General features: G+C 73.4%; 22 protein-coding genes, 1 pseudogene and 1 riboswitch. Of the genes and pseudogenes, 13 read left to right on the forward strand and 10 right to left on the reverse strand.

What is annotated here, in order from left to right; translation table 11 throughout:
* Positions 1-299 precede the first annotated feature (299 nt).
* From ACH4TG_RS02520 to ACH4TG_RS02530, 3 genes are read left to right on the forward strand one after another with little or no spacing between them, the layout of a single operon-like run.
* Positions 300-704 (forward strand): DUF5304 family protein, encoded by a 405-nt coding sequence (locus ACH4TG_RS02520; protein WP_398239967.1) that lies wholly within the window; start codon positions 300-302, stop codon positions 702-704.
* Between the two features lie 54 nt (positions 705-758).
* Positions 759-1,700, forward strand: a complete 942-nt coding sequence (locus ACH4TG_RS02525; RefSeq protein ID WP_398239968.1) for an ROK family glucokinase — start codon at positions 759-761, stop codon at positions 1,698-1,700.
* A 52-nt stretch (positions 1,701-1,752) separates the two neighbouring features.
* Positions 1,753-2,496, forward strand: coding sequence for an endonuclease/exonuclease/phosphatase family protein (locus tag ACH4TG_RS02530; RefSeq protein WP_398239970.1), 744 nt, complete (start codon positions 1,753-1,755; stop codon positions 2,494-2,496).
* Between the two features lie 24 nt (positions 2,497-2,520).
* On the opposite strand, the gene ACH4TG_RS02535 is transcribed toward ACH4TG_RS02530, so the two are convergent.
* The gene (locus tag ACH4TG_RS02535; RefSeq protein WP_398239972.1) at positions 2,521-3,051 is read right to left on the reverse strand and encodes a hypothetical protein; all 531 of its coding nucleotides are present in this window, start codon (positions 3,049-3,051) and stop codon (positions 2,521-2,523) included.
* A complete protein-coding gene (locus ACH4TG_RS02540; RefSeq protein WP_398239974.1) occupies positions 3,044-3,823 on the reverse strand; it encodes an alpha/beta hydrolase in 780 nt (259 codons plus the stop codon). Before ACH4TG_RS02540 ends, ACH4TG_RS02535 begins: the two co-directional genes overlap by 8 nt.
* 178 nt (positions 3,824-4,001) lie before the next feature.
* Between ACH4TG_RS02540 and ACH4TG_RS02545 the strand changes: the two genes are divergently transcribed.
* The 5 genes from ACH4TG_RS02545 to ACH4TG_RS02565 all read left to right on the forward strand — a co-directional run bounded on the left by ACH4TG_RS02545 (position 4,002) and on the right by ACH4TG_RS02565 (position 8,683).
* A complete protein-coding gene (locus tag ACH4TG_RS02545) occupies positions 4,002-4,721 on the forward strand; it encodes a lysophospholipid acyltransferase family protein (protein ID WP_398239976.1) in 720 nt (239 codons plus the stop codon).
* 37 nt (positions 4,722-4,758) lie between these two features.
* Positions 4,759-5,994: a MacS family sensor histidine kinase gene (gene macS, locus ACH4TG_RS02550; RefSeq protein ID WP_398239978.1), complete on the forward strand. Its 1,236-nt coding sequence runs from the start codon at positions 4,759-4,761 to the stop codon at positions 5,992-5,994.
* Positions 5,991-6,722 (forward strand): response regulator, encoded by a 732-nt coding sequence (locus tag ACH4TG_RS02555; protein WP_398239980.1) that lies wholly within the window; start codon positions 5,991-5,993, stop codon positions 6,720-6,722. The genes macS and ACH4TG_RS02555 overlap by 4 nt, the downstream gene beginning before the upstream one ends.
* Before the next feature lie 69 nt (positions 6,723-6,791).
* On the forward strand, positions 6,792-7,820 hold the full coding sequence (locus tag ACH4TG_RS02560) for a 6-phosphofructokinase (protein WP_398239982.1): 1,029 nt from the start codon (positions 6,792-6,794) through the stop codon (positions 7,818-7,820).
* Between the two features lie 221 nt (positions 7,821-8,041).
* Positions 8,042-8,683, forward strand: coding sequence for a uridine kinase (locus tag ACH4TG_RS02565; protein WP_398239984.1), 642 nt, complete (start codon positions 8,042-8,044; stop codon positions 8,681-8,683).
* Positions 8,684-8,782: 99 nt separating this feature from the next.
* Here the strand turns inward: ACH4TG_RS02565 and ACH4TG_RS02570 are convergent, their stop codons facing one another.
* Together ACH4TG_RS02570 and ACH4TG_RS02575 are read right to left on the reverse strand one after the other, a co-directional pair.
* Complete coding sequence (locus ACH4TG_RS02570) at positions 8,783-10,723, reverse strand: anthranilate synthase family protein (protein ID WP_398239986.1); 1,941 nt, start codon at positions 10,721-10,723, stop codon at positions 8,783-8,785.
* Between the two features lie 181 nt (positions 10,724-10,904).
* Positions 10,905-13,655, reverse strand: a complete 2,751-nt coding sequence (locus ACH4TG_RS02575; RefSeq protein ID WP_398240470.1) for an N-acetylmuramoyl-L-alanine amidase — start codon at positions 13,653-13,655, stop codon at positions 10,905-10,907.
* A gap of 253 nt (positions 13,656-13,908) precedes the next feature.
* Between ACH4TG_RS02575 and ACH4TG_RS02580 the strand changes: the two genes are divergently transcribed.
* Together ACH4TG_RS02580 and ACH4TG_RS02585 are read left to right on the forward strand one after the other, a co-directional pair.
* Positions 13,909-15,258, forward strand: coding sequence for a class II 3-deoxy-7-phosphoheptulonate synthase (locus ACH4TG_RS02580; protein WP_398239988.1), 1,350 nt, complete (start codon positions 13,909-13,911; stop codon positions 15,256-15,258).
* A gap of 172 nt (positions 15,259-15,430) precedes the next feature.
* Positions 15,431-15,775, forward strand: a complete 345-nt coding sequence (locus ACH4TG_RS02585) for a bacterioferritin-associated ferredoxin (RefSeq protein ID WP_398239990.1) — start codon at positions 15,431-15,433, stop codon at positions 15,773-15,775.
* Here ACH4TG_RS02585 and bfr read toward each other — a convergent pair.
* A complete protein-coding gene (gene bfr, locus ACH4TG_RS02590; protein WP_398239992.1) occupies positions 15,772-16,257 on the reverse strand; it encodes a bacterioferritin in 486 nt (161 codons plus the stop codon). The genes ACH4TG_RS02585 and bfr overlap by 4 nt on opposite strands.
* Positions 16,258-16,440: 183 nt before the next feature.
* Here bfr and ACH4TG_RS02595 point away from each other — a divergent pair, with 183 nt between their 5' ends.
* The gene (locus tag ACH4TG_RS02595) at positions 16,441-17,055 is read left to right on the forward strand and encodes a sulfite oxidase-like oxidoreductase (RefSeq protein WP_398239994.1); all 615 of its coding nucleotides are present in this window, start codon (positions 16,441-16,443) and stop codon (positions 17,053-17,055) included.
* Positions 17,056-17,083: 28 nt separating this feature from the next.
* On the opposite strand, the pseudogene ACH4TG_RS02600 reads toward ACH4TG_RS02595, so the two are convergent.
* The 5 genes and pseudogenes from ACH4TG_RS02600 to thiO all read right to left on the reverse strand — a co-directional run bounded on the left by ACH4TG_RS02600 (position 17,084) and on the right by thiO (position 22,377).
* Positions 17,084-18,000, reverse strand: a pseudogene (locus ACH4TG_RS02600) (deoxyribonuclease IV).
* Positions 18,001-18,005: 5 nt separating this feature from the next.
* A complete protein-coding gene (pknB, locus tag ACH4TG_RS02605; RefSeq protein WP_398239996.1) occupies positions 18,006-20,063 on the reverse strand; it encodes a Stk1 family PASTA domain-containing Ser/Thr kinase in 2,058 nt (685 codons plus the stop codon).
* Positions 20,064-20,237: 174 nt separating this feature from the next.
* Complete coding sequence (locus ACH4TG_RS02610; protein ID WP_398239998.1) at positions 20,238-21,029, reverse strand: thiazole synthase; 792 nt, start codon at positions 21,027-21,029, stop codon at positions 20,238-20,240.
* Between the two features lie 2 nt (positions 21,030-21,031).
* Positions 21,032-21,238: a sulfur carrier protein ThiS gene (gene thiS / locus ACH4TG_RS02615; protein WP_398240000.1), complete on the reverse strand. Its 207-nt coding sequence runs from the start codon at positions 21,236-21,238 to the stop codon at positions 21,032-21,034.
* The gene (thiO, locus tag ACH4TG_RS02620) at positions 21,235-22,377 is read right to left on the reverse strand and encodes a glycine oxidase ThiO (protein WP_398240472.1); all 1,143 of its coding nucleotides are present in this window, start codon (positions 22,375-22,377) and stop codon (positions 21,235-21,237) included. The genes thiS and thiO overlap by 4 nt, the downstream gene beginning before the upstream one ends.
* A gap of 62 nt (positions 22,378-22,439) precedes the next feature.
* Positions 22,440-22,552, reverse strand: a riboswitch (TPP riboswitch).
* A 110-nt stretch (positions 22,553-22,662) separates the two neighbouring features.
* On the opposite strand from thiO, the gene ACH4TG_RS02625 reads away from it, so the two are divergent.
* Both ACH4TG_RS02625 and ACH4TG_RS02630 read left to right on the forward strand, forming a co-directional pair.
* Positions 22,663-23,874 carry an NAD(P)/FAD-dependent oxidoreductase gene (locus tag ACH4TG_RS02625; protein WP_398240002.1) on the forward strand — a complete coding sequence of 404 codons (1,212 nt, stop codon included), beginning with the start codon at positions 22,663-22,665 and terminating at the stop codon, positions 23,872-23,874.
* Positions 23,875-23,969: 95 nt separating this feature from the next.
* Positions 23,970-24,344 (forward strand): Rv2175c family DNA-binding protein, encoded by a 375-nt coding sequence (locus ACH4TG_RS02630; RefSeq protein ID WP_398240004.1) that lies wholly within the window; start codon positions 23,970-23,972, stop codon positions 24,342-24,344.
* Positions 24,345-24,353: the final 9 nt, after the last annotated feature.

Raw genomic sequence — 24,353 nt, forward strand, 5'->3', positions numbered from 1 at the left:
CTCGCTGCGCTCACTGCGCGCTCCCCCAGAGCTTCGCCTGGGAGGTACCCCCACCCTCTAGACACCGGCGGGCCCTTTGGCTCGATGCCTACACCGGGGCAACCGGGAGCATCGGTGCGGGCCCATGGGGCACCCCAGACAGCTGATCCAGGGGCAGCGCAGGGGCAGCGCAGGGGGAGCGGAGGGGCCTGGGGCGCCCCGGGTCGTGGTGGGGCTTCTTCCTTGGAGGGCGGGGTTCTTGCGGGGGTTCGGGTAACGTCGAGGGGGCGGGGGTGGAGCCCCGGGAATGGGAGCCGATCATGAGCGAAGGCACGGACCGTCCCGACGCCGACGCGTGGGCGAAGGCCAGCGCGGAGGACATCGCTGCCGAGCACGCCCGGCGGCGGGCGGAGGCCGGGCAGGCGCCGGGCAGCGCCGTCGACGAGCTGCGCCGGCTGGCGGAGGCCGTGGGCGACGCGGTCAGCGACCGGCTGTCGGCGCTGAACAACCCGGCGGTGCAGATGGCGGCCCAGTCGGTGGCCTCCCAGGTGCGTTCCGTTGTCGAACCCATCGTGGACCGCAACCCCGACGTCTTCGACCACCTCGCGAGCGCCGGAGCCGAGCTTCTGGCGGCGTACCGGTCCGCGGTCGCCTCCGCGGAGGCCCGTTGGACGTCCGGGGACGGCTCCTCGCGTTCAACCGCTGAACACATCGACCTCGATTGACCTCCCCTCCGGTACGGTTCTCTTAGCGGGGAACGACCGAAAACTGAGGGACACATGGGACTCACCATCGGCGTCGACATCGGCGGCACCAAGATCGCGGCTGGAGTGGTCGACGAGGAAGGTTCGATTCTCGAGACCGTCAAGGTGCCGACTCCGTCGTCCCCCGAGGGCGTCGTGGACGCGATCGTCGAGGCGGTTCGCCAGGTCAGCACGGGTCACCAGATCGAAGCGGTCGGCATCGGCGCGGCGGGCTACGTCGATGACAAGCGCGCCACCGTCCTGTTCGCGCCGAACATCAACTGGCGCCACGAAGCACTCAAGGACAAGGTCGAGCAGCGCGTCGAACTCCCCGTCGTGGTGGAGAACGACGCCAACGCGGCGGCGTGGGGCGAGTACCGGTTCGGTGCCGGACAGGGGCACTCCGATGTGATCTGCATCACACTCGGCACGGGCCTGGGCGGCGGCATCATCATCGGCAACAAGCTGCGCCGCGGCCGGTTCGGCGTCGCCGCCGAGTTCGGCCACATCCGGGTGGTTCCGGACGGCCTGCTCTGCGGCTGCGGCAGCCAGGGCTGCTGGGAGCAGTACGCGTCCGGCCGCGCACTGGTCCGCTACGCCCGGCAGCGTGCGCAGGCCACCCCCGAGAACGCCCAGATGCTGCTGAGCCTGGGCGACGGCACCCCCGAGGGCATCGAGGGCCGGCACGTGAGCGCGGCGGCCCGGCAGGGCGACCCGGTCGCGATCGACTCGTTCCGCGAGCTGGCCCGCTGGGCCGGCGCCGGACTGGCCGACCTGGCCTCGCTCTTCGACCCCTCGGCGTTCATCGTCGGCGGCGGCGTCTCGGACGAGGGCGAGCTGGTCCTCGACCCGATCCGCAAGTCGTTCCGGCGCTGGCTGATCGGCGGCGAGTGGCGTCCGCACGCGCAGGTGCTGGCGGCCCAACTCGGCGGCAAGGCCGGGCTCGTCGGAGCGGCCGACCTGGCCCGCCAGGGCTGACCCCCGCCGGGAGGGACCGGCGGGCGACGAGCGACGACGAGGGAAGGGCGCCATGGAGGATCTGCCGGGTTCCGCCACCGAGCCGGGGGGCTCGGCGGTCATCCGCGTGCTCAGCTACAACATCCGCTCCCTGCGGGACGACAGGGCGGCGCTGGTCCGGGTGATCCGAGCCTGCGCCCCCGACCTCGTCCTGATCCAGGAGGCCCCGCGGTTCTTCCGGTGGCGCAAGGCCGCGGTGCGGCTCGCGGAGGCCACCGGGCTGGTGTACGTCACCGGCGGGGCCACCGCGACCGGCCCGATGATCCTGGCCGGGCTGCGCGCCCACGTGGAGCGCACCGAGGACAGCCTCATGCCGCCCACCCCGGGCCTGCACCGGCGCGGGTTCGCCACCGCGGTCCTCAGGATCGGCGGCGCGCGCCTGGCCGCCGTGAGTACCCACCTCAGCCTCAGCCCGGCCGAGCGCTTTCTGCAGGCGGGGCTGGTGCTGGACACGGTGGCCTCGACGGGCGAGCCGCACGTCGTCCTCGGCGGCGACTTCAACGAGCCGCCGGACCGGCCCGGGTTCGCCCGGATCGCCGCGACCCTGCAGGACGGCCACGCGGTGAAGCCGTGGGGCGGCGACGTGACCAACACCCGGCCGCCGTTCCAGCGGATCGACGCCGTCTTCAGCACGCCGTCGATCGAGGTCCTGGGCTGCGGCGTACCGCTCGGCCTGCCCGGCGTCAGCGACGCCGACCTGCACGCCGCGACCGACCACCTCCCGGTCCTCGCGGCCCTGCGCGTCCCCGCCTCCTGACCGGCCGGGACGGCCCCGGCGCCGTCAGACGACGGCGCCGCCCCCGGGCAGGTCGTCGTCGTCCTCGCCGGTGCGCATCCGGGCCACCAGCGTGGCGAAGCCGCCGAGGAAGCCGCCCACGCCGAGGAGGATGGCCCACCAGGTCATCTCGAGCTGGAACAGCACGAAGACGAGCAGCAGCAGCGGTCCGCCGAGGACCGCGATCCAGGCGAACTTGGTGGTGACGTCCGCCTCGGGCAGCGGCGGCGGCTCCGGCGGCACGTAGTGCTCGTCATCGTCGTCGTCCGGCACCTCGTAGTCGCGCGGCCCCCGGATGACCGGGTGGACGACGATGCTGCGGGCAGCCGGTGCCGGCGGCCCGGCCGGCGGTTCGTCGGCAGCCTTCTCCGGCTTCTCCGCCGGCTTCTCCGGTTTCTCGGCCTTCGGCACGTTCTCGGCCTCCGGCCACACGGACTCGCTGCCGGGCGCCGGTTCCGCGTCGAAACCGGCGACCAGTGCGGCCCAGGCCGCGTCCTCGTCGAGCGGAGCGGCGCCCTCGTCCTCGCGGTCAGCCACCTGCCATGCCCTCCTCGGCCGGCGCCGGAGCGGACAGCCGCTGGATGAAGTCGTAGGACTCCGAGAAGATCCGGTCGGCGTCGTGGTCGAGCGTGGCCACGTGGTGGCTGCGCTCCAGCACCCGCTCGGTGACGTCCGTGGACGACACCCGGGCCAGCACGACCGCCGAGTTGGACGGGTGCACCACGTGGTCGACCCGGCTGTGCAGGAGCAGCAGCGGCTGGGTGACCTGCGGCAGCCCGGCCTGCACGATCCGCCAGAACCGGGTCAGCGAGTGGACGGCGTGCAGCGGCGTGCGCGCGTAGCCGACCTCGGCGGCGCCCTCCAGCGCGATGTCGCTGGTGATACCCGGCACCGACGGCACGAAGTGCCGCAGCACCGGCACCGCCCGCAGTTGCAGGCTGTCCGCCTTCACCGACGGGTTCACCAGCACCAGCCCGCTGATCTGCGCGCCGTGCTTCTGCGCCAGCCGCAGGGCCAGCCCGGCGCCCATCGACAGGCCGAACACGAAGACCCGCGAGCACCGCCCGGACAGCTCCCGCAGCTCCCGGTCCACCTCGGCGTACCAGTCCTGCCAGCCGGTGACCTGCATGTCCTGCCAGCGGGTGCCATGGCCGGGCAGCAGTGGCACCCGCACGGTCAGGCCGCGGTCCGCCAGGTACTCGGCCCAGGGCCGCAGCGACTGGGGCGTGCCGGTGAAGCCATGGCACAGCAGAACGCCGGTCTCACCGCCGTCGTGGCGGTACGGTTCGGCTCCGGGAATGAGCGACACCGTGCTTCTCCTGTTCGAGCGCGCTTTTGCGGGTACGCGGGAGTGCGGATGTTCAGCGTACGCGGGACCCGTACCACGCGGTAAGCCCCATCCGACGTGCCGCTCCCGGCCGGCCGCCGGGGGCCGGATGCGCACCCCGTTGGCGTTAAGGTCTTTGCGTCGGAAACAGGAGGCAGGGTTGTTCTACGGCGCGATGAAGATCGTTATCGGCCACCCGATCAAGGCGGCGTTCCGGCCGTGGGTCGAGGGGCTGGAGAACGTCCCGGAGGAGGGCCCGGCCATCCTCGCGAGCAATCATCTGTCCTTCTCCGACTCGTTCTTCCTGCCCGCGGTGCTGGACCGCAAGGTCACCTTCATCGCGAAGGCGGAGTACTTCACCTCACCCGGGGTCAAGGGCAAGCTGACCGCGGCGTTCTTCAAGGGCGTCGGGCAGCTGCCGGTGGACCGCTCGGGGGCCCGCGGGGCCGGCGAGGCGGCCATCAAGAGCGGGCTCGCGGTGCTGGAGCGCGGCGAGCTGTTCGGCATCTACCCGGAGGGCACCCGCTCGCCCGACGGGCGGCTGTACCGCGGCAAGCCCGGCGGCCTGGCCCGGGTCGCGCTCGCGTCGGGGGCACCGGTCGTCCCGGTGGCGATGATCGACACCGAGAAGGTGCAGCCGGTCGGCAAGGTCATGCCCAAGTTCTCCGTCCGGCCGGGCATCAGGATCGGCAAGCCGCTGGACTTCAGCCGCTACCACGGGATGGAGCACGACCGCTTCATCCTGCGCTCGGTCACCGACGAGGTGATGTACGAGATCATGCGGCTGTCCGGCCAGGAGTACGTCGACATCTACGCCACGGCCGCCAAGCGGCAGATCGCCGAGGCTGCCAAGCGCGCCGCCGAGACGACCGGTACCTGACCGGCGCGGGTCCGGGCGGGGGGGAGGGGGAGCACGCATGGCCGTGCGCATGTCCGTGGAGCAGCCGCTGTGGCGCGCCCTGCTCGCCTACCGGCTGCTGACCGCCGGCTACGCGGTGGCCCTGTACGTGCACGCGTACGGGGCCCTGCGCCACCCGCTGCCGGCCGGCGTGTACATCGCGGTGCTGGCCGGGTGGACGCTGGCCACCGTCGGCCGGGTCGCCAACGCCGAGCGCTGCACCCGCGCCTTCCTCGCCGTCGACCTGGCGATCGCCGTCACCGGCATCCTGCTCACCCGGTACGTCGACACCGGCGCGCGGATCGAATCCGGCTCGTTCACCCTGCCGTCGATCTGGACCGCCGGCTCGGTGCTGGCGTTCGCGATCAAGGGCGGCTGGCGCTGGGCGGCGGTCGCGTCCAGCCTGGTGGCCGCCGCCGACCTCGTCGAGCGCGGCAGCCCCGGCCGGGACACCGTGCACAACGTCATCCTGATATGGGTGGCCAGCATCGCCATCGGCTACGTCGTCGAGGTCGCCCGGGCCAGCGAGCGGACCCTGGCGCGGGCGCTGCAGATCGAGGCGGCCACCCGCGAGCGGGAGCGGCTGGCCCGCGACATCCATGACGGGGTGCTCCAGGTGCTGGCCATGGTCCAGCGCCGCGGCAACCAGGCCGGGGGAGAGGCCGCGGAGCTCGGCCGGCTCGCCGGTGAGCAGGAGGCGGCCCTGCGCTGCCTGATCAGCGGCGCGCCGCCCGCCCCGCGCGGGTCCGGCGACGGCGGGTCCGGCGACGGTCCCGACGGCCGGGCGGACGGCCCGCACGACCTGCGGACGCTGCTGGCGCCGCACGCCTCGTCCCGGGTCACGCTGTCCGCCCCCGGCACGCCCGTGCTGCTCGACCCGCACGCCGCGGCCGAACTGGCCGCGGCGGTCGGCGCCGCGCTGGACAACGTCCGCCGGCACGCCGGGGAGCAGGCGCACGCCTGGATCCTGGTCGAGGACGAGCCGGACGCCGTCCTGGTGACGGTCAGGGACGACGGGCCCGGCATCGCCGACGGGCGGCTGGCGGCCGCGGCCGACGAGGGGCGCCTGGGCGTCGCCCAGTCGATCCGCGGCCGGCTCCGGGACCTGGGCGGCGGCGCCGAGCTGCTGTCGGTGCCCGGCCAGGGCACCGAGGTCGAACTGCGGCTGCCGCGGCGGCCGGCGGACCGCGCCCCGGCAGGCACGGGAGAATCGGGGGCGGCACTCACGGACGCCGACGGAAGAGGCAGGCGATGACGGGCGGCACAGCGGGCAGCGACGGCACCGGGCACGAGGCGCCCGTGACGGTGATGGTCGTCGACGACCATCCGATGTGGCGGGACGCGGTCGCCCGCGACCTCGCTGAGGCCGGGTTCGAGGTGGTCGCCACCGCGGGCGACGGGCCCGAGGCGGTCCGCCGCGCCCGTGCGGCGCGCCCCCAGGTCCTGGTCCTCGACCTCAACCTGCCGGGCGCGTCCGGGGTCCAGGTGTGCAAGGAGGTCGTCGCCCACGACCCGGCGCTGCGCGTCCTGGTGCTGTCCGCGAGCGGCGAGCACGCCGACGTACTGGAAGCGGTCAAATCCGGGGCGACCGGCTACCTGCTGAAGTCCGCCGCCCGTGAGGAGCTGGTGGACGCCGTCCACCGCACGGCGGTGGGCGACCCGGTGTTCACCCCCGGCCTCGCCGGGCTGGTGCTCGGCGAGTACCGCCGGCTCGCCACCGTGCCGTCGGCGGCCGCCGCGCCGGACGAGCCGGCCGCCCCCCGGCTGACCGACCGCGAGACCGAGGTGCTGCGGCTGGTCGCCAAGGGCCTGAGCTACAAGCAGATCGCCCAGCGCCTGGTCATCTCCCACCGCACGGTGCAGAACCACGTGCAGAACACCCTCGGCAAACTCCAGTTGCACAACCGCGTGGAGCTTGTCCGATACGCGATCGAGCGCGGCCTGGACGGCGGCGACGAGGACCGCACGGACGGCGACATGTGACCCAAGTCACGCTAGCTTGGCGGAGGTTGCACATCCGGCACAGCTGGCTTGTGACGAAGGGAAGAGTCCATGCGGGTCGGAGTCCTGACCGGCGGCGGAGACTGCCCCGGCCTCAACGCGGTCATCCGCGGCATCGTCCGTAAAGGCGTCCAGGAGTACGGGTTCGACTTCACCGGATTCCGCGACGGCTGGCGCGGCCCCCTCGAGGGGGACACCGTGCGGCTCGACATCACGGCCGTCCGCGGCATCCTGCCACGCGGCGGCACCATCCTCGGCTCCTCGCGCACCAACCCCCTCAAGACCGACGGCGGCGTCGAACGCGTCAAGCGCACCCTGGCCGAGGAGGAGGTCGACGCCCTCATCGTCATCGGCGGCGAGGACACCCTCGGGGTGGCCGCCGAACTCTCCTCGCGCCACGGCGTGCCCTGCGTGGGGGTCCCCAAGACCATCGACAACGACCTGTCGGCCACCGACTACACCTTCGGTTTCGATACCGCGGTCAACATCGCCACCGAGGCCATCGACCGCCTGCACACCACCGCCGAGTCGCACATGCGGGTCCTGGTGGTCGAGGTGATGGGCCGCCACGCCGGCTGGATAGCCCTGCACTCGGGCCTGGCCGGCGGCGCCAACGTCATCCTCATCCCCGAGCAGCGCTTCGACCTCGACCAGGTGTGCGCCTGGGTGGAGAACCGGTTCAAGATCCGCTACGCGCCGATCGTGGTCGTGGCCGAGGGCGCGATGCCGGTCGACGGCGACCTGGTGCTCAAGGACGGCACGCTGGACTCCTTCGGCCATGTGCGGCTGTCCGGGATCGGCGAGTGGCTGGCCAAGCAGATCGAGAAGCGCACCGGCAAGGAGGCGCGCACCACCGTGCTCGGGCACGTCCAGCGCGGCGGCACTCCCAGCGCGTTCGACCGCTGGCTCGCCACCCGCTTCGGGCTGCACGCCGTCGAGGCGGTCCGCGACGGCGACTTCGGGACCATGGTCGCGCTGCGCGGCACGCAGATCGTGCGGGTCCCGATCGGCGACGCCACCGCCCGGATCAAGACCGTCGACCCGGCCCTCTACCAGGAGGCGGGGGTGTTCTTCGGCTAGCCGCCCGCCCGCTCCCGCGGCGCCGGCGCGACCCTCCCACGACCGCGGTACGGCGCCGCGCGGCGTACCGGAAACACGCCGTGCACCCCCTTGACCGACAGCGCTTGCCGTAGCTGATCCCAGCGACCTATCCTCCCTCCACCCGGTCCGATGGGCGGCCCATCCGGCGGCGTCGTCGTCCCCTCGGGGACCCCCTTTTTGAGCACATGAGGAGCGCCCGTATGACGGGTGTTGTGGGAGGGCACCGCGTGCCCGTACTGGCGGTCGCCGGCGGCACCGCCTCCGGCAAGTCCACCCTGGCCGACGCCCTGGTGCGGCACCATCCGGACAGCGTGGACCTGGTCCGGCTCGACGACTTCTACGTCCCCGCGCACGATCCGCTGCGCGGGGTGCGGACCGTGTCCGCGACCGGCGCCGAGATCCTGGACTGGAACCATCCCGGCTCCATCGACCAGTCGGCGGTCGCCGAGGCCGTCGACGGCGCGGTGGCGGCCGGCCGCCACCGGCTGGTGGTGGTCGAGGGCCTGTTCGCCCTGACGCTGCCCGTGGTGACCGCCCGCGCCACCTGGCGGGTCTACGTCGACACCCCGGACGACATCCGGCTGGCCCGCAAGATCCTCCGCAAGATCGAGGTGCAGCGCCAGGACCCGGCGCTGTCCCTGCGCAACTACCTGATGACCGGCCGGGAACGGCACGCCGCGCACGTCGCGCCGTCCCGGGCGGTCGCCGACCTCGTGGTGGACGGCACCGCCGACGAGTACGCGATGATCACCGCGGTGACCATGCTGATCGGCCCGGTGCTGGCCGCGCCGGTGCGGGCCGAACCGGCCCTGGACGCCAGCCAGTTCGGCGAGACCGCCTGACGGCCGCCGCATGCCGGCGACGATCAGCCGCCCGTCCTCGCCGCTCCTCCCCGCCGGGCTCGCGCCCGGCGGGGGCGGCGGGTTCCTCCGGGCCGCGGCTCAGGCCACGGTGACCGCGGACAGCATCTCCGCGACCAGCGCCGGGCCGTTGAGCGTGAGCACCGACTCCGGGTGGAACTGCACGCCCGCGAACCCGGGACCGCGCATCGCGTGGATGTCCCCGCTGGCCGGGTCCCGGCTCAACTCCACCTGGTGCATGCCCAGTTCGAGTACCGCGGCCTCGTCGCAGCGAGCGGTGAAGGTGTTGTAGAAACCGACCGTCTCGGGCCGCCCGAAGAAGTCGATCCGCTCCTGCGCACCCTGCGCCGGGTTCTCCTTGCGCGCCAGGTCGAGCCCGAGCTCCGCGGCGATCAGCTCATGGCCCAGGCACACCCCGAGCAGCCCGTGCCGGTGCCCGGCGACCAGGTCGGCCGCCAGGGCCCGCAGCAGCCGCATCTTCGGGTCCGCGGTGTCCGCGGGGTCCCCGGGACCGGGACCCAGCACCACCGGACCCCGGTGCGCCAGCGCCGCCTCCCGCAGCCCCGGCTCGTCGAAGCGCCGCACCGTCACCCCCAGACCGCACGAGCGCAGCAGGTGCGCCAGCATCGCGGTGAAGGTGTCCTCGCCGTCCACCACCAGCGCGTGCCCGGACAGGGGCGCGTCCCCGGCGGCCACCGGGCCGGTCTGCATCCGCAGCCAGAACGGCGCCAGGTGCGCCCGGCGCGCGTCCAGCGCGGCCCTGACCCTGATGTCGTCGGCCAGCCGCGGCCGCGGTCCCCGCTCGGCGGACCGCGGCGCGGGCAGCACCCCGAGCGCGGTCAGCACCCCGGCGGCCTTGGCGTGCGTCTCGGCCACCTCCGCGCGCGGGTCGGAGTGCCGCACCAGCGTCGCCCCGACCGGCACCTTCAGCGTGCCGTCCGGCGCGATGTCGGCGGTGCGGATCAGGATCGGCGAGTCCAGGGTCTGCGCGCCGCCCGCGTCCCGCCCGATCAGCGCCAGGGCGCCCGCGTAGTAGCCGCGCCCGGCGCCGTCCGGCCCGAGCGGCTCGTAGCGCTCGATCACCCGGCAGGCGTTCTGCACCGGGGAGCCGGTGACGGTCGCGGCGAACATCGTCTCCCGCAGCACGTCCCGCACGTCCATGGTGGAGCGGCCGCGCAACTCGTACTCGGTGTGCGCCAGATGGGCCATCTCCTTCAGCCGCGGCCCGACCACCACGCCCCCCAGGTCGCCGACGGTGCACATCATCTTCAGCTCCTCGTCGACGACCATCGTCAGCTCCTCCACCTCCTTGGCGTCGTGCAGGAACTCCAGCAGGCCCTCGGCGCTCGGCCCCTGCGCCGGGTAGCGGTAGGTGCCGCTGATCGGGTTCATCACCACGGTCCCGCCCGACATCCGGACGTGCACCTCAGGGCTCGCGCCGACCAGCGTGCGCTGCGGGGTGTGCACCACGTACGTCCAGTACGCGCCGCGCTCGCCGCGCAGCAGCCGGCCGAACAGCGCCAGCGCGGCCCGCGGGCCGTATGCGGGCACCGAGCCGCGGAAGGTGCGCCGGATCACGAAGTTGGCGCCCTCGCCGCGGCCGATCTCGTCCTCGATCACCCGCTCGACGATGCCCGCGTACGCGTCGTCGTCCACGTCGAAGGCGCCGTCCTCGACCCTGACCTCGTCGTCGGGCAGCGCTACGAGCAGCTCGTCGAGCGGGAGGGTGCGGGTCTCCTCGGGGAGCAGCACGGCCAGCGGCGTGCCGTCGTCGTGGACGTCGAAGCCGCGCTCGCGGATCTGCCGGAACGGCACCAGCGCCAGGGCGTCGAGGGCCGGCCCCGAGCCGGGAGCGCCGGCCGGCAGCGGGATGCCGGACAGGGACGGCGCGGTCACCACCGGCCCGAGCAGCACCTCCACCACCCCCTCGGGGTGGCCGGGCGTCCGGCGGTGCAGCAGGGCGAACGGCGGGCAGCCGTCCGCGACGAGGCGGTGCACGAGCTGGGCGGCGGAGTCAGGCACGGCGGTGGTCCTTCCGAGGGTCCCGTGGACGGAAGGGGCGGCCGGGCCCGGGAAACGCCGAAGGCCGCCCCTGTGGGGCGGCCTTCGCGTGTGTCGAGTCGTCGCGCGCGAGGTTCAGTGGGCCGCCCGGGAAGGGGGCCACCACCAGTTCTGGTTCATCGGCGCGAACATGGACCCGACCTTAGACCAGCAGACCGTAGATCTGCCAGCCGGTGCCCACCTTGACGCGGGCGGCGTACGGGGACGTGGTGCTGCCGGTGCCCTTGTACAGCCACAGGGTGCCGGACGAGTCGCGGCCGACCAGGTCGGGCTTGCCGTCCCCGGACAGGTCGCCGGCGCCGACCATGGCGTTGTAGGTCTGCCAGCCGGTGCCGATCTTCAGCTTCGCCGTGAACGGCGCGGCCGCCTTGCCGGTGCCGGTGTACAGGTACAGCCCGCCCGAGGAGTCCCGCGCGATCATGTCGCCCTTGCCGTCACCGGTGAAGTCACCGATGCCGACGAGCATGTTGTACGCGTTCCAGCCCGCGCCGATCTTGACGCGCGCGGCGAACGGCGCCGTGGTGCTGCCGGTGCCCTGGTACAGCCACAGGGTGCCGGACGAGTCCCGGGCGACCAGGTCGGGCCTGCCGTCCCCGGTCACGTCGCGCACGCCGGCCATGGCGTTGTAGATCTGCCAGCCGGGGCCGACCTTCACCCGCGCCTTGAACGGCGACGACGGCTTGCCGGTGCCCTGGTAGTACCAGAGCGCCCCGGAGCTGTCCCGGGCGACCATGTCGCCCGTCCCGCTCGCCTTCAGGTCGGTCAGCGGCACCAGCATGTTGTAGACCTGCCAGCCCGGCCCGACCTTGAACCGCGAGTAGTACGGCGCGGTGGCGCTGCCGGTGCCCTGGTACTGCCACAGCGCGCCCGAGGAGTCACGGCCCAGCACGTTGTTGCGGGTCGTGCCGGAGTCGGGGGCGGTGCTGGCGACCTGCTTGACGTCCGTGGCCTTCACCCAGGCGATCCGGTGGTTGTACTGGATCGGGTAGAACTGGTCGGTGCCGGTGACCAGGGTGCGGTCATTGGGCTGCGTGCCCGCATAGGTGCCGGCGAAGTAGTAGTCGCCGACCGCCTCGGGCCCCGCCTGCGCGTAGGACTGGCCGGGCGGGATCGAGTACTTCGTCAGGGACGCGCCGTTGCTGGTCTGCACCGGCACGCCCTTCGGGGCGTACGCGGCGTCCTCCGGGTAGGCGCGGCCGTAGACCTGGATCGCGCTCGACCCGGCCGGGGCGATCACGCTCGTGCTGGCCACGGGCGCGGTGAACTGGCCGCCGGGGTTGTAGAACCACAGCTTCTGCCCGCTGTACCAGATCGCCGTCCAGTCCAGGCCCGACGTTCCGGCCACCACGTACTCGCTGCCGGCGACCGCCTTGTTCTCCCAGTTCGAGCCCTCGGTCCAGACCGCCGAACCCAGATAGGGGTCGTTGGGCGTTCCGCCCGAGGTGGAGGGCGTGGTGTAGAGGTACACGAAGTTGGCCGGGTGGGCGGCGAACGCGGTGCCGCCGTTGGTCAGCTTCGGCTGGTTCGCCGTGGTGTACGGCGGCACGATGCGGACCAGCTGGCCGGTGCGCACCGGGCCTCCGGCGCCCTGGTCCCCCTGGGGGCTGCCGAGCAGCGCCATGTAGTGGTTCCAGTCCCAGTACGGGCCCGGGTCCCAGTGCTGCCCGGAGACGTTGGCGTCCAGCGGGCCGGGGACCTCGTCGTGCCCGATGATGTGCTGCCGGTCCAGCGGGATGCCGAACTTGGCGGCCAGGAACTTGACCAGGGCCGCCGAGGAGTCGTACTCGGGCTCGGCGTACCAGCTGCCGGCCTTCATGGCGTAGCCCTCGTGCTCGACGCCGACCGAGTGCATGTTCACGGTCTTGTTGGCCGCGTGCCAGGCCTCGTCCTTCGTCTGCACCATCTGCGTCACCCGGCCGTCGTCGGCGACCAGGTAGTGGGCGCTGGCGTAGGCCGTGGAGTTCTGGAACTCCTGGATGGACCCCTCGAAGGTCCCCTCCATGTCGTGGATGACGATGTAGCGGATGTCCTCGCCACTCGCCGGCCGGTTCGCCGGGTTGTAGTTGCCGAAGTCGTCCGCGGTCGCGCTGTTCTGCTTGAAGGCGGCCGGGACGAAGTTGCAGTTCAGCGAGGACGGGCACTCCGCCGTCGCGGCGGCCTGGACGGCGTTCGCCTGGGCGGCCAGCGGCGTCTTCGCCGGCTTGACCGGCGTCACCGACGGGTCGGCGGCCAGCGTGACCTGCTGCCCGTCGTCCGTGACCCGGCTCGCGCCGGTGCGGATCGAGTCGAAGACCCGCTGCGCGAACTGGTCGGCGCCGCCGGCGTCGGGCGACTGGCTGTACCGGGCGATCGCGCCGTACCAGTTGCCCGGGTTCGCCGGCAGCGAGCCGTAGGAGTCCTTCTCGTACTGCGCGAGCAGCGCGGCGGCCCCCCGGACGCTCTGCTCGGAGTCGCTCTTCAGCTTGCCCGCGGACGTGCCGGTCAGCTTCGCGGCCTCGTCCAGCGTGTGCAGGCGCGGGTCGGCGGTGTTGACCTTCGCCCGGTTGCTCTGCAGCGCACGCTTGGCGTCGAAGTGCTTGGTGACGCTCGGGTCGCCGCTGAGGTTCATCTCGGCGAGCCGGTCGGCGTCCGTCGGCTGGACGAGATCCTGCGGGTTGACCTGCGTCAGTCCCATGACGTTGTAGTTGCCGGTCGCGCTCGGCTGGCCGCTGTGGGAGTCCCACAGCGTCTGCCGGTAGGAGACGGCCATCAGGACGCTCTGCGGGACCTTGAACTCGTGAGCGGCGGACGCGAACGCGTCCTGCAGCGTGTGGCTGCTGTTCCTGGCGTCGTCGGAGCCGCTGCTCGACGGCGACGCCAGCGCGATGGTGCCGTAGGTCGCGACGGTGGCCAGCACGGCCGCCCCCGCTCCGTACGCGATGAGTGATGTCCTTCTGCGGTGCCTACTGCGGGCCACCTTGCCCCTGGCTCTCCGGCACGCCTCGGGCGCGCCCTCCCCTGGCGATCCCTCGGACGGTGATCGCCTCCGAAGGCGCAGACGCTACCAGTGGACTCTGACGTCCCGTTGACACACCCCGGGCGGACACCATGTCTCACCCACTGGGCCGACGGAATATCCGCCCAGAAGAACCCTTAGTGTGGTCGGTGTGACCGTGAACGCAGATCTCCACGCCGGTGGCAACACCTGGCACTCTCTTCCCGCGGCGCAGCAGCCCGAGTGGCCCGACTCCGAGGCTCTGCGCGATGTGACCGCCGAGCTCGCCTCGTATCCGCCGCTCGTGTTCGCCGGGGAGTGCGACCAGCTGCGCTCCCGCATGGGCGCGGTGGCCAGGGGGGAGGCGTTCCTGCTCCAGGGCGGTGACTGCGCGGAGGCGTTCGACGCGGTCGGCGCCGACCAGATCCGCAACAAGCTCAAGACCCTGCTCCAGATGGGCGCGGTGCTCACCTATGCCGCGTCCGTGCCGGTGGTGAAGGTCGGGCGGATCGCCGGGCAGTACAGCAAGCCGCGGTCCAAGCCGACCGAGACCCGCGACGGTGTGACGCTGCCCACGTACCGCGGTGACTCGGTGAACGGGTTCGAGTTCACCGCCGCGTCGCGGGTGCCGGACCCGCAGCGGCTCAAGCGGATGTACCACGCGTCCGCGTCCACGCTGAACCTCGTGCGGGCCTTCACCACCGGCGGCTACGCCGACCTGCGGCAGGTGCACGCCTGGAACCAGGACTTCGTGAAGTCCTCGCCGTCCGGGCAGCGCTACGAGGCGCTGGCCCGGGAGATCGACAACGCGCTGAACTTCATGGCGGCGTGCGGCACCGACCCCGCCGAGTTCCGCACGGTGGAGTTCTACTCGTCCCACGAGGCGCTGCTGCTCGACTACGAGACCGCGCTGACCCGGACCGACTCGCGGACCGGGAAGCTGTACGACGTCTCCGGCCACATGGTGTGGATCGGCGAGCGGACCCGGCAGTTGGACGGCGCGCACATCGAGTTCGCCTCCCGGATCAGCAACCCGATCGGGATCAAGCTCGGCCCGGGCACCACGCCCGAGGAGGCGCTGACCTACGTCGACCGCCTGGACCCGGACCGCGAGCCCGGCCGGCTGACGTTCATCGTGCGGATGGGCGCGGACAAGGTGCGCGACAAGCTGCCGACGCTGGTCGAAAAGGTCACCGCCTCGGGCGCGCAGGTCGCCTGGGTCAGCGACCCGATGCACGGCAACACCTTCGAGGCGGCCTCCGGGCACAAGACCCGGCGGTTCGACGACGTGCTGGACGAGGTGAAGGGCTTCTTCGAGGTCCACCACTCGCTGGGCACCCACCCCGGCGGCATCCACGTCGAGCTGACCGGCGACGACGTCACCGAGTGCGTCGGCGGCGGCGACGAGATCTTCGTCGACGACCTGCACCAGCGCTACGAGACCGCCTGCGACCCCCGGCTGAACCGCAGCCAGTCGCTGGACCTGGCGTTCCTCGTGGCGGAGATGTACCGGGGCCAGTAGCCCGCAGCGGGCCCTGCTCGGCCCAGGGGCGGGCCGAGCTGCCCCGCGGGGACACGCGGAGAAGGGGCGCGGATCACACCGATCCGCGCCCCTTCGTGCTTTTCCTCCGGTCCTGGCTCCAGGTAAGGTAAGGGTTACCTCAGTCCCCAGGGCCCCGGAAGGCGGTGACCGCGTGTTCGTCTGCTCCTGCTTCGGCATCACCGAGCAGCAGGTCAAGCAGCACGCGGACAGCGGCCGCTGCACCCCGCGCCAGATAGCCTCCGCCTGCAAGGCCGGCACGGACTGCGGTTCGTGCGTCAAGCGCATCCAGGCCCTGCTGGGCCGTGGCGCCGGCTGCGCCACCCGGGACAGGCTGGACCCGGCCGGCACCGCCGAGCCCGTGGCGGCACCCGAGCCGGTCGCGGCGCCCGCCGAGCCCGTGGCACCGGTCCTGCCGGTCGCGCCCGCCGTGGCGCCCGTGGTGCCCTTCGCGCCGGTGGCTCCGGTCGCGCCCGCCGCTCGGCAGCCGGCCGCCTAGTCGTCGCTGTCCGGCTGCTCGATCTGCTGGGCGATGTACAGCGGCTCACCGAGCTTCTCGATCAGGTCGAGCTGGGTGTCCAGGTAGTCGATGTGCTGCTCCTCGTCGGCCAGGATCGACTCGAAGATGTTCGCCGAGGTGATGTCGCCCTTGGCGCGCATGACCTCGATGCCGCGGCGCAGCCGGTCGATCGCCTCGACCTCTACCTGCTTGTCCGCCTGGAACATCTCGGTGACCGTCTGCCCGACGCGGACGTGGAACAGCCGCTGGTAGTTTGGCAGCCCCTCCAGCAGCAGGATCCGGTCGGTGATCAGCTCCGCGTGCCGCATCTCGTCGAACGACTCGGACCGGGTGTAGCGCGCGAGCTTCAGCCAGCCGAAGTTGTCCTGCATCTTCGAGTGCAGGAAGTACTGGTTGATCGCGGTCAGCTCGCCGGTCAGCTGTTCGTTGAGGAACTCGAGGACCTCGGGGTCGCCCTGCATGGCAGCGCCGTCCTTCCGGGTGCGTACGTCGTTACGTCCGTGGGACGTGGGTGACGGGATGGCATCGGTGACACAGGTGTCGCCGGGCATCCTTCCACCGCCGCACCGCGCGATCCAGTAAGCGGACGATCACGTTCCGTGCCGGGGTCATGAGCACTGCGTCCGGTCTGTCACCATGGAGACATGGGCCAGTCCGAGCGTCGTGAGGGGGAGCTTCCCCCGGGCCAGCGGATCCAGCGGGGCTGGCCGGTCACGCACTACGGGCCGGTGCCGCGCTTCAAGCCCGACCGCTGGGAGTTCCGGGTCTTCGGCGCGACGGCCGACGGGGACAAGACCTGCTGGAACCACGAGGAGTTCTCCGCGCTCCCGTACGCCACGGTGGTGGCCGACTTCCACTGCGTCACCAAGTTCTCCATGCTCGGCATCGAGTGGGGCGGGGTCTCCACGTCGACCGTGGTCAAGCTGGCGCCGCCCGCCGACGACGTCACCCACGTCATGGTGTGGGCCGAGTACGGCTTCTCGTCCAACCTGCGGATCGAGGACTTCCTCGACGACAAGTCGATATTCGCCACCCACAGGGGCGGCGAGCCGCTGACCGCCGAGCATGGGTTCCCCGTGCGGCTGGTCGTGCCGGGGCTCTACGCCTGGAAGGGCCCCAAGTGGGTGCGCGGCGTGGAGTACATGACCGCCGACCGCCGCGGCTTCTGGGAGGAGCGCGGGTACCACAACCTCGGCGACCCGTGGCGGGAGCAGCGCTACTCCTACCAGGAGGAGCCCGGGGACGGCCCCGAACTCTGACCCGGCCCGCCGGACGTCCGCGCCGGCCTCAGGGCAGGCGCAGCTCCTTGAGCAGCTTGATGTCGGAGGCGTGGCCCTCCTGGCCGCCCGGCGTCTCGATGACGAACGGCACGCCCCGCGTCGCGGGATGGTGCAGCAGGCCGCGGAACGCCCCGGCGCCGATCCGGCCCGGCCCGATGTTCTCGTGGCGGTCGAGCCGCGACCCGCAGCCCGCCTTGCTGTCGTTGGCGTGCACCAGCTTGAGCCGGCCCTCGCGGTCAGCTCGTCCAGCAGCAGCCGCGGGCCGTCCGGCGCCGCCAGGTCGTGGCCGGCGGCGAACGCATGGCAGGTGTCCAGACACACGCCCAGCCGCGGATGCCGGTCCAGGGCGTCCATGTACGGGCCCAGGTCCTCGGCGAGCGAGCAGATCGACGCGCCCTGCCCGGCCGTCGGCTCCAGCAGCAGCCACGGGTCGTCCTCGTGCGTCAGCTCCGCCAGCAGCGGCCGCACCCGCTCGCGTATCTGCGCCAGAGCGACCTCCCGCTGCCGGCCGCCGGTCGCCGAACCGGTGTGCACCACCACGCCCAGCGCCCCGATCTCCCGGCCCCGGCGCAGCGAGTGCCGCAGCGAGGCGACCGACAGGTCCACCGTCGCCGGGGTGTGCGAGCCGAAGTTGATCAGATAGGGCGCGTGCACGTACGCGGGCACGCCCAGCTCCGCGCACCGGGTCCGGAACGCCTCGTCCTGCGCGGGGTTCCCCGGCCCGGTCGCCCAGCCGCGCGGGTTCGCCACGAAGACCTGGACGCACTCCGCGCCGATCTGCGCCGCGTACTCCAGGCCCCGGGCGGCCAGTCCGCCGGCGACCGGCACATGGCTGCCGACCGGGTTGCGCGCCGCGCCGCCGCCGTCCGCGCCCGCGTCGCCGGCGGCCCGCGCAGCCGCCCCGGGTACCTTCCCGCGTGCCATCGTGCTCAGCGCACCCAGAGGGTGATCGTGGCGCCCTTGGGCGCCTGGCCGCCGCCGTCCGGGGACTCGCTGAACACCGTGTCGCCGAAGAAGACGGTGATCACCCGCACGTCGAAGCCGGCGTCCTGCAGGATCTGCTTCGCCTCGTCCGAGTGCTTGCCCTTGACGTCGGGGACGTCCACCATCTGCTGGCCCTTGGACACGGTGATGGTCACCGTGTCACCGGTGCCCGCCTGGGCGCCGGCGCCGGGGGACTCCACGGCGACGGTGTCCTTGTCGGCCTTGTCCGAGTACACCTTGCCCGGCGCCAGGACGACCTTCAGCCCGGCGTCCTCCAGCGCCTGCTGGGCGTCGGCCACCGACTGGCCGACCACGTCCGGCACCTCGACCGGCTCGCCGCGCGAGACGGTGATCGCCACCGGCGTGCCCGGCGCGCGGCCGGCCGCGCCCGCCGGATCGGTGGAGACGACCTGGCCGTTGGGCACGTCCGAGCTGAACACCTTGGAGACGGTGCCCGGGGTCAGGCCGGCCGAGGACAGCGCCTTCCTGGCGTCGTCCAGCGACTTGCCGGTCACGTCGGGCACCTTGACCACCTGCGGGCCCTTGGACACCGTCAGCGTGACCGTCCCGTTAGAGCGGATCCGCCTGCCGGGCGCGGGGTCGGTGGAGATCACGCTGCCGCGCGGCACGTTCAGCGAGTACGCCTGCTTCACCGTGCTGTCCAGGCCGGCCGCCGACAGCTTCTTCTGCGCCTCGCCCTGCGGCAGCGTCAGCACGCCCGGCACCTTCGTGAACTGGCCGTCGCTGATGTACCAGACGCCGGCCCCGACACCGACCAGCGCCAGCAGCACCAGGAGCACGGTCAGCGGGCCGCGGCGGCCGCGCCGCGCCCGGGTCCCCGAGCCGGGGGCCGCGCCCGCGCCGGAGTGCTCAGGTTCCTGGCGCTCGGGCGGCGGCAGCAGCAGCCTGCTGGTGCGGTTGAGCGCCGGGTCCTCGCCGGCACCCGCCCCGGCCGGGGCGTCGGCGGCGTGGGAGGCCGGCACGGCGTCCGCGACGGGCAGCGGCACCACGCTGGTCCGCTCCTCCGACCCGGCCGGCACCGCGTCGGCCGGCGGGCGCAGCCGCATCTGCACGGTGCCCTCGTCGTTCCCGCCGCCCGCGCCGGGCGCCGCGGCGGCGGCCCGCGGGTCACCGGGCCGCCCGTCGAGCTGGTCCGCGGTCAGCTCCGCGCGGACCGCGCGCACCTCGGCCAGCATCTCCACCGCGTCCGCCGGGCGCTCCTCGGGGACGCGCGCCGACGCCCGGGCGACCAGGGCGTCCAGCCCCGGCGCGAGCGACGGCGCCAGCGCCGAGGGGGCCGGCACGTCCTCGTTGAGGTGCTGGTAGATCACCTTCATCGGGGTGTCGCCGGGGTACGGCTTGCGGCCGGTCAGCATCTCGTAGAGCACCAGGCCGCACGCGTACACGTCGCTGCGCTGGTCCACGGTGCCGTGCCCGATCTGCTCGGGCGCCAGGTAGGAGACGGTGCCCAGCAGGGCCCCGGTGGACGCGCTGGTCTGCGTGTCGACCGCCCTGACCAGACCGAAGTCGGCGACCTTCACCCGGCCGTCGTCCCCTATCAGGACGTTCTCCGGCTTCATGTCGCGGTGCACGAGACCGGCCCGGTGGGCGGCGCCGAGCGCGGCCAGCACCGGCTCCAGGATGTCCAGGGCCGCCCGCGGCTGCAGCGCGCCGCGCTCCCTGAGCACGTCCCGCAGCGTGCAGCCGGCGATGTACTCCATCGCCAGGTAGACGTAGGTGCCGTCCTGGCCCTGGTCGAAGACACCCACCACGTTCGGGTGGGCCAGCTTGGCGACCGCCTTCGCCTCGCGGATGAACCGCTCCACGAAGCCGGTGTCGCCGGCCAGGCCGGGGTGCATCACCTTCAGCGCGAGCACGCGGTCGAGCCGGGTGTCCACGGCCCGGTAGACCGTCGCCATCCCCCCGACGGCGATGCGGCCCTCGACCCGGTACCGCCCGTCGAGCACCTGCCCGACGAGCGGGTCCTGCACGCTGATGTCCACGACGCCCGATTCTACGAGTCCGGCTTGCCCCATCCGGCGGTACGCGCCCGCTCTGTGCCCCACCCGTGGCGATCCGGAACAATTCCGTGACCTGGACGACCTGGCCGGCCCCGGTGCGGCCGGCGGCCGTCCGGGGGCAGGTCAGCCGGGGACGGGGGCCGTCCGGGGGAGGCGTCAGAAGGCCGGGCGCTCGGGGTCGAGGTCCGCGGTGCCGTCCGCCGGGGAGGACGCCAGGGCGTGGTGGCGGCGGGGGATGCGGCCGGCCCGGTGGGCGAGCCGCCCGGCCGTGACGGCGTCCCGCATCGCCTGGGCCATCAGCACCGGCTCCCGGGCCCGGGTCACCGCGGAGGCCAGCATCACCGCGGCGCAGCCCAGTTCCATCGCCAGCGCCGCGTCCGAGGCCGTCCCCGCGCCCGCGTCCAGGATCACCGGCACGCCCGCCCGCTCGGTGATGAGCCGGAAGTTGTGCGGATTGCGGATCCCGAGGCCCGAGCCGATCGGGGAGCCCAGCGGCATGATCGCCGCGCACCCCACGTCCTCCAGCTTGCGCGCCAGCACCGGGTCGTCACTGGTGTACGGCAGCACCGTGAACCCGTCGTCCACCAACGTCTCGGCGGCGTCGAGGAGTTCGACCGGGTCGGGCAGCAGCGTCCGCTCGTCGGCGATGACCTCCAGCTTGACCCAGTCGGTGCCCAGCGCCTCGCGGGCCAGCCGCGCGGTCAGCACCGCCTCGCCCGCGGTGTAGCAGCCCGCGGTGTTGGGCAGCACCCGGATGCCGTGCGCGGCCAGCACCGACAGCACCGAGCCCTTCGTGGACGGGTCCAGCCGGCGCATCGCCACCGTGGTCAGTTCGGTGCCCGAGGCCAGGAGCGCCTGTTCCAGCACCTCCAGGCTGGGCGCGCCGCCGGTGCCCATGATCAGGCGGGAGGTGAACGCGGCGTCGCTGATCCGCAGCAGGTCGTCCATGGTCAGCCTCCCTGCACGGCGGTGAGGATCTCCACCCGGTCGCCGTCGGCCAGCGGGGTCGCCGCCCAGCGGGCGCGCGGCACGACCGTCTCGTTGACGGCGGCGGCCACCCCGGACGGAGCGGCGGTGAGCGAGGCCACCAGGGACTGCAGGACGAGCGGCGCGGCCAGTGCCCGCGGCTCCCCGTTGACGTGCACGGTGATCGTCATGCCGGCTGCTCCTGCCGTGCGGGGGTGAACCGCTGGGCGCCGAACGCCCGCGCGTAGGGCGGCAGTCCGCCGTCCGGAGAGGTCAGCACCTCGGCCATCGCGTCGCCGGTCACCGGGGTGAGCAGCACCCCGTTGCGGTGGTGGCCGGTGGCCAGCAGCAGGCCGTCCACGGCGGTGGCGCCGAGCAGCGGCGCGTTGTCCGGCGAGCCGGGCCGCAGCCCGGCCAGCATCTCGGTGAGCGGGAGTTCGGTGATGCCCGGCACCAACTCGTGGGCGTCCCGGAGCAGTTCGTAGACGCCGCCGGCGGTGACGGTGGTGTCCCAGCCGAACTCCTCGCTGGTCGCGCCCAGGACCAGCTCGCCGTTCTCCCGCGGCACCAGGTAGACATGGCTGCCGCGGACCACCGCGCGCACCGTGCGCGACAGGAACGGCGCGTGGCCCGCGGGGATCCGCAGCCGCAGGATCTGCCCCTTGACCGGGCGTACCGGCGGCAGCAGTTCGGGTGGCAGCCCGCCGATGCGGCCGCTCTCGCTGCCCGCGGCCAGCACGGTCCGCCCGGCCGCCAGCACCGTCCCGTCGTCGAGCACCACGCCCGTCGCGCGGCCGGCGGCCGTCCCGATCCGGGCCGCGGCCGCCCGGACGAAGGCCACGCCGGTGCGCTCGGCCGCCCGCAGCAGGGCCGCGGCCAGCCGCCGCGGGTCGACCTGGTGGTCGCCGTCCACCCGCAGCCCGCCGCGCACGCCCGGCGCGAGCAGCGGTTCCAGCCGGCGGCAGTCCCGGCCGCCCAGCCACTGCGACTCCAGGCCCAGCGACGTCTGGAACGCGTGCAGGTCCCGCAGATGCGCGCGGTCGTCCGCGTCCAGCGCGACCGCGAGCGTGCCGCAGCGGCGGTAGCCGGTGTCCAGGCCGGTGAGCTCCTCGAGCTCCCCGACGAACGCCGGATAGCGCTGCGCCGAGGCCAGGTTGAGGTCGAGCAGCGTCTGCTCGCCGTACTGCAGCTCGGTCACCGCGGCGAGCATGCCGGCGGCCACATGGGCGGCGCCGCCGCCGGGTGCCGGGTCCACGACTGCGGTCCGCAGGCCGCGTTGGGCGGCGCGCCAGGCGGTGACCAGCCCGATCAGGCCGCCGCCGACGACCAGGACGTCGGGAGCGGGGGCGGTGGGGGCGGTGGGGGCGGACGGGGCGGATGAAGGTGTGTGGCTGCGCGTCAACGCGCTCTCCCTTCGCCGGCATGACCCGGATCAGGTTCGTACGGTCGGCGGCCGGCCAGCCGCCCTCTCAGCCCGGTCCGCCCGGGCTCCCGCGTGTGCGGCACCCACCCTACCCCGCGGGCCGCGGCCCCGAACGGGCCCGGAACGGGGGCGGGGAGGCGCGGAACGGCGCGGGTCGGGAGGGCCGGCCGGGCGGAGAGCTACCGTGATCTCGTGAAAGAGCTGCACGCGGTGATCGTCGGCGCGGGAATGGCCGGCGTCCAGACCGCCCTGGAACTCCGCCAGCAGGGCTGGCGTTCGCCGGTGACGATCCTCGGCGCCGAACCGCACGCCCCCTACGACCGCCCGCCCCTGTCGAAGGCCGTCCTGCTCGGCGCCACCGGCGGCGACGCGCTCCTCGACGTCCGGTTCGACGTCGACTTCGCCGCCCTCGGCGTCGAACTGCGCCTGGGCGTCCACGCGCAGGCGCTGGAGGCTGCGGACCACCGGCTCGTCACCGACGCCGGGCCGGTCGGCTACGACCGGCTGGTGCTGGCGACCGGCGCGTACGCGGCGGCGCTGCCCGGCACCGCGGATCTGCCGGGCGTGTACCCGCTGCGCACCCTGGACGACGCCGCCGCGCTGCGCCCGGTGCTGGACGCCAAGCAGCGCGTCGTGGTGGTGGGCGCCGGCTGGATCGGCGCGGAGTTCGCCACCGCCGCCCGGCAGGCCGGCTGCGAGGTGACGGTCGTGGAGGCCGCCGAGCGGCCGCTGGCGGGAGTGCTGCCGGCGAGCGTGACGGCGCCCATGACCGGCTGGTACGAGGAGGCGGGCGTCGAGCTGCGCACCGGCACGCCGGTCGCCTCGGTCGAGCCGGGCGCGGTGCTGCTCGCCGACGGCAGCAGGCTGCCGGCCGCCGCGGTGGTGGTCGGGATCGGCGCCCGGCCGGCCACCGGCTGGCTCGCCGGCTCGGAGGTCGTCCTGGACGCGCGGGGCGCGGTACGGGCCGACGACCGGCTGCGCACCACCGCGCCCGACGTGTACGCGGTCGGCGACTGCGCCTCCTTCCCGTCCGCCCGCTACGGCGAGCGGATGCTCATCCACCACTGGGACAACGCCGTGCAGGGCCCCCGGACCGCGGCGGCCAACCTGCTCGGCGGGGACGTCGCCTACGACCCGGTGCCGTACTTCTGGTCCGAGCAGTTCGGCCGGTTCGTGCAGTACGCCGGGCACCACGACGGGGCCGACCTGATGCTGGGCCGCGGCGACCCGTCGGGGCCCGCCTGGTCGGTGGTGTGGCTGCGGGAGGGCCGGCTGGTGGCGGTCCTCGCGGTGGGCCGCCCGCGCGACATGGCGCAGGCCCGCAAGCTCATCGCCGCCTCGGCCGCGCTGGACCCGGTGCTGGCCGGGGACCCGGCGGTGCCGCTGAAGGCCGCGGTGCGCTGACGCCGGCGCGGGCCCCCGGGGGACCGCCCCCCGGACGGCGGGCGGTTCGGCGGTGTGCCGCAGCGGTTGTCGGCGCAAGATGGCACCCTGGGCCTGTGACTGTTTTCTCGTCGGTTGACGCACACATCGACGCACTGGTCCCCTCCTGGCTCACCCTGCCGGAGGTCGCCGAGCGTCTCGATCTCGAAGTGACCCGGATCCGGCCGCTGATCAAGGAAGGGCAGCTCATCGCGGTCCGCCGCGGTGAGAACAAGGCGCTGATGGTCCCCAGGGACTTCATCGGTGACGGAAAGATCATCAAGGGCCTGACGGGCACCCTCACCGTCCTGAAGGACGACGGCTTCACGGACGAGGAGGCGCTGGAGTGGCTCTTCACCGCTGACCCGACCCTGCCCGGCACCCCCGTCCAGGCACTGCGCGAGAATCGCGGGACCGAGGTGAAGCGCCGCGCGCAGGCGCTCGCCGTGTAGCCCGACCTT

The organism is Streptomyces sp. NPDC020917 (assembly GCF_044333795.1).
Classification (GTDB): domain Bacteria; phylum Actinomycetota; class Actinomycetes; order Streptomycetales; family Streptomycetaceae; genus Actinacidiphila.

Excerpts from the sequence above, each read along its gene's own strand:
- ACH4TG_RS02560 (WP_398239982.1), top strand. The coding sequence starts at position 6,792 with ATGCGGGTCGGAGTCCTGACCGGCGGCGGAGACTGCCCCGGCCTCAAC.
- ACH4TG_RS02610 (WP_398239998.1), bottom strand. The coding sequence starts at position 21,029 with ATGGACGACCTGCTGCGGATCAGCGACGCCGCGTTCACCTCCCGCCTG.
- macS (WP_398239978.1), top strand. The coding sequence starts at position 4,759 with ATGGCCGTGCGCATGTCCGTGGAGCAGCCGCTGTGGCGCGCCCTGCTC.
- bfr (WP_398239992.1), bottom strand. The coding sequence starts at position 16,257 with ATGCAGGGCGACCCCGAGGTCCTCGAGTTCCTCAACGAACAGCTGACC.
- ACH4TG_RS02555 (WP_398239980.1), top strand. The coding sequence starts at position 5,991 with ATGACGGGCGGCACAGCGGGCAGCGACGGCACCGGGCACGAGGCGCCC.
- ACH4TG_RS02595 (WP_398239994.1), top strand. The coding sequence starts at position 16,441 with ATGGGCCAGTCCGAGCGTCGTGAGGGGGAGCTTCCCCCGGGCCAGCGG.
- ACH4TG_RS02525 (WP_398239968.1), top strand. The coding sequence starts at position 759 with ATGGGACTCACCATCGGCGTCGACATCGGCGGCACCAAGATCGCGGCT.
- thiS (WP_398240000.1), bottom strand. The coding sequence starts at position 21,238 with ATGACGATCACCGTGCACGTCAACGGGGAGCCGCGGGCACTGGCCGCG.
- ACH4TG_RS02565 (WP_398239984.1), top strand. The coding sequence starts at position 8,042 with ATGACGGGTGTTGTGGGAGGGCACCGCGTGCCCGTACTGGCGGTCGCC.
- ACH4TG_RS02530 (WP_398239970.1), top strand. The coding sequence starts at position 1,753 with ATGGAGGATCTGCCGGGTTCCGCCACCGAGCCGGGGGGCTCGGCGGTC.
- ACH4TG_RS02520 (WP_398239967.1), top strand. The coding sequence starts at position 300 with ATGAGCGAAGGCACGGACCGTCCCGACGCCGACGCGTGGGCGAAGGCC.